We start from the raw sequence: 10,754 nt of genomic DNA, 5'->3' as shown, positions 1-10,754 counted from the left end.
ACGTCCTCACCAGGTGACCGTCGCCGGCCGCCGCCGCCCTTACCCGTTCCCATCCCTGGGGGCTGCGCCCCCAGACCCCCGCTGTCGGCCCTGAACGGGCCTTGTCCTCAAACGCCGGACGGGCTGAGATGCCAACCCAGCGGGGTCTGGGGGCGCAGCCCCCAGGGATGGGAACGGGTAAGGGCGGCGGCGGCCGGCGACGGTCACCTGGTGAGGACGTCGACTCCCAGGTCCTGGGTGATGGCTGCGATGTTCACGCCGACCATGTGCGGCGTCGAGCAGTGGCAGGGGCCGCCGGCCTTCCAGATCAGGCCCGAATGCCCGCCGACGATCCAGGCCCCGGATTCGGTGTCGTCCGTCGTGTAGATGGGGGCACCGGAGTCACCGCCCTGCGTGATCTCCCCGTTGTCGTAGTTCGGCCAGTTCGTGCCGCCACGGTCGTAGAGGAAGCCCTTGCCGCCCTTGATGCAGTTGATTCCCCCCGAGTAGCAGACGCTGTAGCTGGTGTCGGAGATCGGGTGACCGCAGTGGTTGAACGACACGGAACCGCTCACGCACACCTTCGTCCCGATGTCGGGCAGCTCTGTACCGTGCACGAACATCGTGGCTCCGCTGCCGGCCACGCCGCCCGTGAACATGAAGCTGTCGTAGGGCTTCGCCGTGTTGCCGGACATCAGCTCGGTGTCGATGTTCTGGTTGCGCCTCGTGACCTGTCCGACCCAGTTGCCGAAGCCGTCGTTCTGCCCTCGGCTGTAGACGTGCGTCAGATTGCTGTAGCAGTGCCCCGCGGTCGTCAGGTAGAGGTGGCCGGTGCTCCTCTGCTTGACGGCGAAACCGGCCGTGCACTTGTAGGCGCTGGTGCCCTCGGTCCCGATCAGCGCGGATCCGGCCCAGAACGGCTGGGCGTCGGCGAACCGCGACTGCTGGGGTTCTAGGCGGGCCTGCCGTACGTCGACGGCGCCCGGGTAGGCGCTCCGCAGCGAGTTCGTGACGGAGGCCGGGGCGTCCGTGTAGACCGACACCTTGTCGGTCGTGGCGTCGTACGAGGTGGCCACGCCGTACTTGTCGGCGTCGCTGTTCCACGCGCGGGCCGTCACCGTCTTCTGGATCCTGCTCAGGGCGTCCTTGCTGAACTGGCTGGTCCTGACGGTCGTCCGGGTGCCCGTCGGGAGCAGTTCCTGGACCTTGGTCTTCTCCGCGGCCGTCGTGCCGGCGGCCAGCCTCAGCACCGTGCCGGAGTCCGCGACGCCGAGCGCGGAATGGGTGGTGGCGATGTGGTCGAGCTGCTTCCACTGGCTCTGACTGGGCTCCGTCGACACGTCGGCGGAGGTGGCCGGGCTCTGGGACCCGGACGCCGGACCGGTGACCGCCGCCAGGGCGACGGCCGGCGCGCCCAGTGCCAGCACGCCCGCGGCCGTCGTCGTGAGCGCCAGCCGGATCAGGCTGTTTCTCGTTCGCACAGTTCCTCGTTTCACTCAGGGGGAGTCGGAACGTGCGCAAAGAAACCAAGACCGTGTAACAGTGGCCGGGCCGTCGGATCACGGCCACCGATCGGAACCGACGGACGTCCGTTACACACGCCGAACGGGGCCCGCCGGCCCACGGACGACATCGACCTGCGGACGGCATCGACCCGCAGACGGCGTCGGTCCACGGGCGGCATCGGTCCGGCCCGCCGCGCTCACCCCGCCCAGACGACCGCCTGCACCTCCCCGTACGCGTGCAGCGCGTACGACCCCACATCGCGCCCGACCCCGCTGCGCTTGAACCCCCCGAACGGTGCCTCCATGTTCCGCCCGACGGTGTTCACGCCCACTCCGCCCGCCCGCAGCCGCCGCGCGACCCGGAACGCGCGGGCCACGTCCCCCGACCAGACGTAGTCGATGAGCCCGTACTCGCTGTCGTTGGCGAGCGCGACCCCTTCCTCCTCGTCGTCGAAGGGGATGACGGTCACGACCGGCCCGAAGATCTCCTCCCGGGCCACCCGCATGTCGTTCGTGCAGTCGGCCAGCAGGGTCGGGGCGACATAGAACCCCCGGTCGTACGGCGGCCGTTCGCCCCCGGTGACGACCACCGCGCCCTCTTTCCGGCCCAGTTCGACGTACGCCTCGACCCGGTCCCGATGCGCCCCCGAGATCACCGGCCCGACCACCGTGCCCGCCGCACGCGGGTCACCCACCTTCAACTGACCGGCGTAAGCGGCCAGTTGCTCCACGACCTGCCCGTACACACCCCGCTGCGCCAGCACCCGCGTCGGCGCCGTACAGATCTGGCCGCTGTAGAACGAGAACGTCGTGCCGATGCCGGAGACCGCCGAGCGCACGTCCGCGTCGTCGAAGACGAGTGCCGCGCCCTTTCCGCCCAGCTCCATCAACTGGCGCTTCATGCCCCGGCCGCACACCTCGGCGATCCGCTGCCCGACCGCCGTCGACCCGGTGAAGCTGACCATGTCGACGTCCGGCGAGTCCACGACCGCCTCGCCGACCCCGGCGCCCCGCCCGCTGACCACGTTCACCGTTCCCGGCGGCGCGCCCGCAGCCTCCAGCGCCTCCGCCATCCGGTACACCGACAGCGGGTCCTGCGGAGCGGGCTTCACGACCACCGTGTTGCCCATCGCCAGCGCGGGCGCGATCTTCCCGGCGGGGTTGGCCCAGGGGTTGTTGTACGAGGTGATGCAGGCGACCACGCCCACCGGCTGGCGTATGGCCAGCGCGCCCATCACCGCGGCCTTCCCGAACGGGCCGCCCTCGCTGACCTGCGGCGCGATCGCCCACTCGGCCGGCTCCACCTTGGCGTACCGGCGGAAGCGGGCCGCGCCGACGCCCACCTGCATCCCGCGCGCCGTCGTGGTCGTGGCGCCGGTCTCCGCCTGGGCGAGGGCGGCGTACGGCGCCAGGTGGCTCTGGATGATGTCCGCGGCCCTCCCCAGTACCGCCGCCCGCTCCTCCGCCGACCGCTGGGACCACGACCCGAAGGCCTCGCGGGCCGCCGCGGCGGCGGCGTGCGCCTGATCCCGCGAGGCCTCCGGCGCCCACCCGACGACGTCCTCCGTCGCCGGGTCGATCACCTCGTAGTGCCCGTCGGCCGGTTCCACCCACGAGCCGCCGACGAACAGCCGTTGTCCGTCGGTCACTTGGTACTCACCGTGGCCGTGTCCCGCCCCGAGCGGAGCACCCGCCCCGGCACCGCACCCGTCACCGTGTCGCCCCGGATCGCCTCAACTCCGTTGACCCATACGGCCGTTATCCCGAGCGCCTTCGAGTCGAGACGCGGACTGTCGCCCGGCAGGTCGTGCACCAGGGTGGCCTTGTCGGCGTCGATCCGCTCCGGGTCGAAGAGGACCAGGTCCGCATGGAAGCCCTCCTCGATACGCCCCCTCTCCCGGAGGCCGAACAGCCGCGCCGGATCGTCGGTCAGCATCTGCACCGCCCGCTCCAGCGACACGAGTTGGCGTCCCCGCAGACAGTCGCCGAGGAAGCGGGTCGTGTACGGGGCCCCGCACATCCGGTCCAGGTGCGCGCCGGCGTCGGAGCCGCCGAGGAGCACGTCCTCGTGCCGCCAGGTCTCGGCACGCAGCGCCCAGGACGCCGGGTCGTTGTCGGTCGGCATGGGCCACAGGACCGTACGGAGTTCGTCGGCCACGCAGATCTCGACGAGGCAGGAGAAGGGGTCCAGGCCGCGCTCGGCGGCGATGTCCTGCACCACCCGGCCGGTCAGCCCCTCGTTCGCCGCGCTGTACGTGTCCCCGATGACATACCGCCCGAAGTCCGTCAGCCGCCGGAAGACCCCGGCCTCCTCGCTCCGCCCCCGCCGGACCAGCTCCGCCCGTACGGCGGGGTCGCCGAGCCGGGCGATCCGCTCCGGCACCGGAAGCCCCAGCACCGGACCCCACCCGGGGATCAGGTTCAGCGCGCAGAAGGTGCCGAGGGACATGTTCATCGGCGTGAGGATGGGCATCGTGAGGGCCACGACCCGGCCACCCGCCTTACGGGCACGCTCACTTGCCTCCAACTGGCGGGGTACGCGGGCCGGTACGGCCGAGTCGATCGTGAGCACGTTCCAGTTCAGCGGACGCCCTGCGACCGCGCTCATCTCGACGAACAGATCGATCTCGTCGTCACTGAACTGGTCGAGGCACCCGGCGACGATCGCCTCGATCTGCGTGCCTTCGTGCTCGCCAACCGCCCTGGAAAGGGCGATGAGTTCGGCGGGCAGCGCATGCCTGGACGCCACCGGCTTGCCGTCCCCGTCGGAGTGCGTGGACGACTGCGTGGTGGAGAACCCCCAGGCCCCGGCGTCCATGGCCTCATGGAACAGCCGCAGCATGTCAGCGAGTTGAGCCTCGCTCGGCTGCCCACCCACGGCATCCGGCCCCATCACATACCGCCGCAGCGCACAATGCCCCACCATGAACCCGGCGTTGACCGCGATCCGCCCTTCGAGGGCATCCAGATACTCCCCGAAACCGCTCCAGCTCCAGGGCGCCCCCTCCTCCAACGCCACCAACGACATCCCCTCGACCTTGGACATCATCCGCCGCGTGTAGTCGGCGTCGTCCGGGCGGTTCGGATTCAAGGGCGCAAGAGTGAAACCACAGTTACCGGCGGCAACGGTAGTGACCCCGTGGTTGAGGGAGGGCGTGGCATACGGATCCCAGAAGAGCTGAGCGTCGTAGTGCGTATGCGGATCGACGAACCCGGGCGCCAGCACCAACCCGGACGCGTCTTCACTGGTACGCGCATCCTCGGTCACAGCGCCGATGACAGCGATACGCCCGTCCCGCAGCCCGACATCAGCGACGTAGGCGGGGCGGCCGGTCCCGTCAACGACGGTAACCCCTCTGACCAGATGATCTAGCAAGGCTGCACTCCAATCCCCTAGGGGCGCGGGGAACTGCGCGACCAGCCCCCACCACGCCGCACCCGCCAACGAACCCTCAAGCCACCCCACGGAACCGCGAAGTCCGATGCACAGGATCCGTATCAATCTTCGGAATCACGTGCTCCCCGACCAACCGAATCGTCTGCAACGTGTCCTCCTTCGAGATCCCGATAGGCATCCCAAAGCTCAACTGATCGGCCCCGGCCTGCTCCCACCGCTTGCACTGCGTCAGCACCTCATCCGGATCCCCACAGATCAACAGCTCCTCAGCGATAAGAAGCTCGATGATCTCCTCGTTGAACTCGGGCAAGGTCTCCGGCCAAACAGGGAACCCCTCAGGACGAGGAAACGTGTCGTGGTACCGGAACAACAGCGACTGCAGATAGTGCAGCCCACCCCCCGCCGCGATCCGAACCGCCTCCGCATGCGTAGGCGCACACACCGCCGTGGACGTCACCATCACGTTGTCGTTGACGAAGTCCCCGACCGGCTCGGCGTCCACGATCGCCGTCTTGTACTGCTCCAGCACCCACTCCATGTCGGAGACCTTCTGCACGCTGAAGCCGAGCACGCCCAGCCCCTTGCGCGCGGCCATGCCGTACGAGGGCGGCGACCCGGCGGCGTACCACATCGCGGGGTGCGAGGGCCCGTACGGCTTGGGCAGGATCTTGCGCGGCGGCAGCGCCCAGTGCTTGCCCTGGAAGCCGACGTACTCGTCCTGCATCCACATCTTCGGGAACTCGGCGATCGTCTCCTCCCAGAGTTCCTTCGTGTGGTTCATGTCGGTGATGCCGGGCATGAAGCCGAGGATCTCGTGCGAGCCGGCGCCCCGGCCGGTGCCGAACTCGAAGCGGTTGCCGGTGAGATGGTCGAGCATGGCGACCTTCTCGGCCACCTTCACCGGGTGGTTGACCGGGGCGAGCGGGTTGAAGATGCCGGAGCCGAGGTGGATGCGCTCGGTGGCGTGGGCGAGATAGCCGAGGTAGACGTCACTGGCGGAGAGGTGCGAGTACTCCTCCAGGAAGTGGTGTTCGGTCACCCAGGCGTACTTGAAGCCGGACTTGTCGGCCTCGATGACGTACTCGGTCTCCTCCAGCAGCGCCTTGTGCTCCGCGAGCGGATCGGTCTCGGCCCGCTTGCCCACGTATCCCTGTACAAAGAGCCCGAATTCCAAGGAGGTTCACCGTCCCCAGTAACCGTTCCTGACGTTCCTGACGTATCTGACGTATCCGAACGCATCTGACGCAGCGTCAGATTTATTGAGACGACTGTTCCACCGGCCCCTGTGACCGTCAATACCTGACGGTCAGTCAGATGACAGCGACGCCCGCGAGCCAGCCCCCGTCGATCACGAACGGCTGCCCGGTGATGTACGAGGAGTCCTCCGAGGTGAGGAACAGCGCGAGCCGCGCCACCTCCTCGGGCCGCCCGATCCGCCCCAGCGGCACGAGCTTGCGGTACAGCCGGTCCAGGCCCCGCGAGGCATCCTCGGCGTCCGCGCCCGGGTCCAGCACGGCCGGGTTGGACATCGCGGTGTCGATCGCGCCGGGGCACATGGCGTTGACCCGGATCTTCTTCCGCGCCAGCTCCAGCGCGGCGACCCGGGTGAGCCCGACGATCGCGTGCTTGCTCGCCGCGTACGCCCCGACCGCCGCCATCCCGGTCACCCCGGTGTACGAGGCGGTGTTGACGATCGTGCCGCCGCCGGCGTCGGCGATGCGCGGCGCGACAGTCTTCACGCCGAGGAAGCAGCCGACCTGGTTGACCTGCACGACCTGCATGAACTCGTCGAGGGGGGTGTCGAGAAGGGTGTTGAAGCGGAGGATGCCGGCGTTGTTGACCAGCCCGTCGATCCGGCCGTACGCCTTCTCGGCGGCGGCGACCGCGGCCTGCCAGCCCGTCTCCTCGCGCACGTCGAGATGGACGTAGAGCGCGCCCAACTCCTTGGCGAGCGCCTCCCCCTGGTCGTCGAGCACGTCCGCCACGACCACCCGCGCACCCTCCGCGACGAAGAGCCGCGCCTCCTGCTCCCCCTGGCCGCGTGCGGCGCCTGTGACGAGGACGACACGTCCGTCGAGCTTGCCCATGTGGACTCCCTTCGCGGTGCATTGGCCGAGGTCAGCGTACCTCCGCAGCTGACGAAGCGTCAGATGTGCGGGGCATGCTTGCATATGCGATCCCAAGTGACTGGGGAGTAGGGACATTTGACCCTGTCCACATCATGTACGGGGCCCCAATAATTCTCCATGAGAAGGTAAAGCAATCCTCAAGGAGAGAGCCGATCATGGCCAAGAGGCGCTTCAAGAACAAAAAGGTTCGATACCTGGCGATCGGGGCCTCACTCGTGACCGGTACGACTGTCGTCACCGTGCTGCTGCCGTCGGCCAACGCGGCCGACGAGGAGACACCGGAGCGGATCATGAGGATGTGCGAGAGGGCTTCGGTCCTCAACGGCAAACAGCAGTCGGTGTCGGATTTCGGAGGCGCCTTCGCAGACGGTTTCGAGTCCGACAACTGTGATTTCGTCGAGACGAAGTTCGAGACATTCGACGGCCCCACGGAGAAGGTGACGGTCGACTTCCCGAACTGCGAGCCGAACGCCACCGAACCGTCGAAGGTGACCACCGAGTTCTCGAAGTCGGTGGGCCAGGGACAGGGCCTGTACACCGTGACCCAGCAGGGCGCCCTCGGCGGTCTCTTCGGAGCCCTGGGCGGCTCCTGGGTGAAGCACAAGGCCACGCTGGACATGACCATCAACTCGGCCACCGCCAGCGAGTCGGAAACACGGGAAGTGCCGGTCGGCAAAGTCATGCACGTGACGTTCACGCCGAAGATCCAGCGCATGACCGGCGAATGGCGCGTACGTATCGACGCCGATCCCGGCAGCTTCGCCGTGAATCCCTCGCCCGAGAAGAACTTCGTGGCACCGGAAGTCGTCGAAGGTCCGGTCATCCTGGAGAGCGCCGCGGGCACGCCCGGACTCGCGGACGGCACCACCAAGGTCGTACTGGAGGACTGCTGACCGGCCACCGCCGGTCACCCCCCCTCCACCCCCACCACACACATACTTCTCCCCCCACGGGCCCCACTCCCCCTCCCCCTTCCCGCTCCGGGATACCCCTTCCCACCAGCTTTTCTCCCCCGATCACCCTTGCAGGAGACACACATGACACGCACCGGGCGCAGCGGCAACCACCGCAGCAAGAAGAAGCGCATCACCCTCGCGCTGGCGCCGGTCGCCGCCCTCGGACTGGCCGTCCCGCTGATGTACAGCGCGGGTGCCGCGACCCCCGACGAAGTGGCCGCCGACTGCCGTACGGACTCGGACAAGCTGGTGAACTGCGAGTTCGTGGACGTCCAGAACAAGACCGACAGCCTGGGCCCCAACGAGCGGGTCACCACGGTCACGGACAACTGCGGAATCAGCACCGCGGCGACGAAGACCTTCAGCGGTACCGCGTCCGTGACCCGCGTCATCCAACTGGAGGACGGCTTCAGCGTGGACGGCAGTACGAAGCTGGGGAACTCGTTCTTCGAGATCGGCGTCAAGTTCTCCACGCAGGAGATCAACATCAAGCGTGACGACACCACGTCCTCGTTCTCCTTCAGCAGGAGCGACACAGTGAAGGCGGACCACATCGCCTTCTTCATGTGGTCTCACAAGCGCACCGATGTGAGCGGTTTCCTCAAAGCCACCTACAAAGAGGCCCAGGACGGCCAGACGGTGTTCTTCTCCCCCAGTGAGGGCTCCGCCAACATTCACGTCTTCTACCCGCAGCTCCTCCCCAGCGGAACACCGGACGGCCGTCTCTGGCTCCGCAATGTGCAGTGCGGTACGCCACAGGCCGACGGAATCATCAACAGCGAGGGCAGCATTCGCGCCGAACCCGGTTTCGACGAGGGCGGCGCGAACGTGACTGACGTCGAGGTATCGCTCTCCGACGTCACCATCGAATAGCGGACAACAGCGTCGGGAGAAGCCCGATTCAGCCCCCGTGCCATGCGCGGGGGCTTTTTCGTGCAGTTTCCCGAATACGCTCTACGCGTTCCCGAATACGCTCACCAAGGCGTTCTCACACGCGAATCCCGGGGGTCGCCCCCAGCCATCGCAGCACGGCGTCCGTACTCCCCCGGGCATCCAGCTTGGCGTAGATGTTGCTGAGGTTGTTGCGGACCGTCTTCTCGCTCAGCCTCAATCGCAGCCCGATCTCCTGGGCGCCCAGGCCGGTCGACAGCAGCTCCATGATCTGCCGCTCGCGCGGCGAGAGCAGGCTCCGCAGCCGCTCGATCGCGTCACCGGCGACGGCCGCGATCCCGGCCCCCGCACCGCCGCCGGACGCCTGCTGCACCCCCTCCCGCAGGGCCGCGCAGGCGACCGGCGAGAGGTAGGTGTGCCCTACCGTGGCCGCCATGACCGCCGAGGCCAGCATGCAGGTGCAGTAGTCGCCCTCGACCAGATAGCCGGCCCCGCCCCGGAACAACTCGATCACGGTCTCGGTGTCCCGCCGGGGACTGACGACGATCACCGGAACGCTGCCGGCCCCCATGGCACCCAGCAGCACCGGGAACGCACTCGCCGGCTCCTCGCAGCGCAGGACGACGACGTCCACGGCACCCTCCTCCCGCAGCTCGCGGTAGGGCGGTGTCACGTGCAACGCCCGCCCCACGTACGGGTCTTCGGGGTCCGGCCAGTCCTGGTGCGGCCACTCGCCCTCGGCGCAGGCGAGGGCGACGGACAGCCTTGACGGGGACGAGGGTGATGAAGGTGACGGGTGGTCGACGAACCGGGAAGTGCGCACCGTGCATGTCCTTCCGCCGGAACCATGACGTACGTGCGTTCATACGTACGCGCCCCGGCGTGGACATGTTCAAAGGTTCAAAGAAAACCGGTCTGGCTGTCAGACAGGTGGTCCCTTTCTAGCCAGTCACCAGCAGGGGAGCCACTTCCGCCCCGAACTCGCCCATCTGGTCGGTGAGTTCGGCGAGACTCCGGCTCCGGAACCGCACCTGGATCTGGTCCACGCCCATGGCTCCGTACGCCCGCAGCGACTCGGCGAGCACCTCCGGCGCCCCGCTGATCGTCCGCCGCCCGACATCCCACCCGGGCTCACCGACGTACAGCGGCTCGGTGATGGCCCCGACGGTGAACGGCCCCTGAATGTCGGCCTGTTCGCGCATCCTCCGAATGCGGCCGATCTGCTCCCGGAGCCGGTCACGCGGATCCCCCTGCGGCAGCCAGCCGTCGCCCTTGAGCGCGGCCCGGCGTACGGCGGCGGGCGACGACCCACCCACCCACAGGGGCACGCGTTCCTGCGCCGGCCGTGGCCGCTGCCCCAGCCCCTCGAAGTCGTACAACTTCCCATGATGCTCCGGGTATTCGTCCGGCCCGAGCGCGGCACGCAACGCGTCGATCGTCTCGTCGAGGACGGCACCGCGGCGCGCGAAGTCGACCCCCAGCACCTCGAACTCCTCCTGTACGTGGCCGGCCCCGACCCCGAGGATCAGGCGCCCGCCGGAGAGGTGGTCGAGGGTGGCGTACTGCTTGGCGGTGAGCAGCGGGTGACGCAGACCCACGACGGCCACATGACTCAGGAGCCGGACGCGTTCGGTGACGGCGGCGAGGTGGGCGAGGGTGGCGACGGGGTCGTACCAGACGGTGCTCATCGCGGGGGCGAGCCGGCGCGGGATGGCGACGTGATCGCAGCTCGCGAGGTAGGCGAAGCCGGCGCGGTCGGCGGTGCGGGCGATGTCGAGCAGATCGGCGGGGGTGGCCGAGGCCTCCCAGGGTTCGGTGTAGAGGGTGGACTGGGACTGGATGGGGAGTTGGATGCCGTAGGCCATGGGCGCGTATCCCTTTCCCTCGCTGGGATCTG

General features: G+C 68.4%; 9 protein-coding genes. 2 read left to right on the top strand and 7 right to left on the bottom strand.

Going from position 1 to position 10,754, the window contains the following annotated elements; translation table 11 throughout:
• Positions 1-203: 203 nt before the first annotated feature.
• The 5 genes from ACWDR4_RS13480 to ACWDR4_RS13460 form a co-directional block, all read right to left on the bottom strand.
• The gene (locus tag ACWDR4_RS13480) at positions 204-1,460 is read right to left on the bottom strand and encodes a hypothetical protein (protein ID WP_450407790.1); all 1,257 of its coding nucleotides are present in this window, start codon (positions 1,458-1,460) and stop codon (positions 204-206) included.
• Positions 1,461-1,681: 221 nt separating this feature from the next.
• Positions 1,682-3,133 carry an aldehyde dehydrogenase family protein gene (locus ACWDR4_RS13475; RefSeq protein ID WP_450407787.1) on the bottom strand — a complete coding sequence of 484 codons (1,452 nt, stop codon included), beginning with the start codon at positions 3,131-3,133 and terminating at the stop codon, positions 1,682-1,684.
• Entirely contained in the window at positions 3,130-4,860 is a 1,731-nt protein-coding gene (locus ACWDR4_RS13470; RefSeq protein ID WP_450407784.1) for an N-acyl-D-amino-acid deacylase family protein, read from the bottom strand. The genes ACWDR4_RS13475 and ACWDR4_RS13470 overlap by 4 nt, the downstream gene beginning before the upstream one ends.
• Before the next feature lie 76 nt (positions 4,861-4,936).
• Positions 4,937-6,055 (bottom strand): LLM class flavin-dependent oxidoreductase, encoded by a 1,119-nt coding sequence (locus ACWDR4_RS13465; RefSeq protein ID WP_389351963.1) that lies wholly within the window; start codon positions 6,053-6,055, stop codon positions 4,937-4,939.
• A gap of 136 nt (positions 6,056-6,191) precedes the next feature.
• Entirely contained in the window at positions 6,192-6,968 is a 777-nt protein-coding gene (locus ACWDR4_RS13460) for an SDR family NAD(P)-dependent oxidoreductase (RefSeq protein ID WP_450407780.1), read from the bottom strand.
• Positions 6,969-7,165: 197 nt separating this feature from the next.
• Here ACWDR4_RS13460 and ACWDR4_RS13455 point away from each other — a divergent pair, with 197 nt between their 5' ends.
• Together ACWDR4_RS13455 and ACWDR4_RS13450 are read left to right on the top strand one after the other, a co-directional pair.
• Positions 7,166-7,903 (top strand): hypothetical protein, encoded by a 738-nt coding sequence (locus ACWDR4_RS13455; RefSeq protein ID WP_450407778.1) that lies wholly within the window; start codon positions 7,166-7,168, stop codon positions 7,901-7,903.
• Between the two features lie 144 nt (positions 7,904-8,047).
• Positions 8,048-8,839 carry a hypothetical protein gene (locus ACWDR4_RS13450; protein WP_450407775.1) on the top strand — a complete coding sequence of 264 codons (792 nt, stop codon included), beginning with the start codon at positions 8,048-8,050 and terminating at the stop codon, positions 8,837-8,839.
• A gap of 115 nt (positions 8,840-8,954) precedes the next feature.
• On the opposite strand, the gene ACWDR4_RS13445 is transcribed toward ACWDR4_RS13450, so the two are convergent.
• Together ACWDR4_RS13445 and ACWDR4_RS13440 are read right to left on the bottom strand one after the other, a co-directional pair.
• Positions 8,955-9,680: a response regulator transcription factor gene (locus ACWDR4_RS13445; RefSeq protein WP_450407773.1), complete on the bottom strand. Its 726-nt coding sequence runs from the start codon at positions 9,678-9,680 to the stop codon at positions 8,955-8,957.
• Between the two features lie 118 nt (positions 9,681-9,798).
• Positions 9,799-10,722 (bottom strand): LLM class F420-dependent oxidoreductase, encoded by a 924-nt coding sequence (locus ACWDR4_RS13440; protein ID WP_450407771.1) that lies wholly within the window; start codon positions 10,720-10,722, stop codon positions 9,799-9,801.
• Between the last annotated feature and the right edge of the window lie 32 nt (positions 10,723-10,754).

It is taken from the genome of Streptomyces sp. NPDC000878 (assembly GCF_053599695.1).
Note: the sequence above shows the minus strand (reverse complement) of the source record. Positions and strands in the feature narration are given on the sequence as shown.

What these genes read in the sequence shown, in the direction of transcription:
- ACWDR4_RS13440 (WP_450407771.1), bottom strand. Translation starts at nt 10,722, where the DNA reads ATGGCCTACGGCATCCAACTCCCCATCCAGTCCCAGTCCACCCTCTAC.
- ACWDR4_RS13460 (WP_450407780.1), bottom strand. Translation starts at nt 6,968, where the DNA reads ATGGGCAAGCTCGACGGACGTGTCGTCCTCGTCACAGGCGCCGCACGC.
- ACWDR4_RS13450 (WP_450407775.1), top strand. Translation starts at nt 8,048, where the DNA reads ATGACACGCACCGGGCGCAGCGGCAACCACCGCAGCAAGAAGAAGCGC.
- ACWDR4_RS13455 (WP_450407778.1), top strand. Translation starts at nt 7,166, where the DNA reads ATGGCCAAGAGGCGCTTCAAGAACAAAAAGGTTCGATACCTGGCGATC.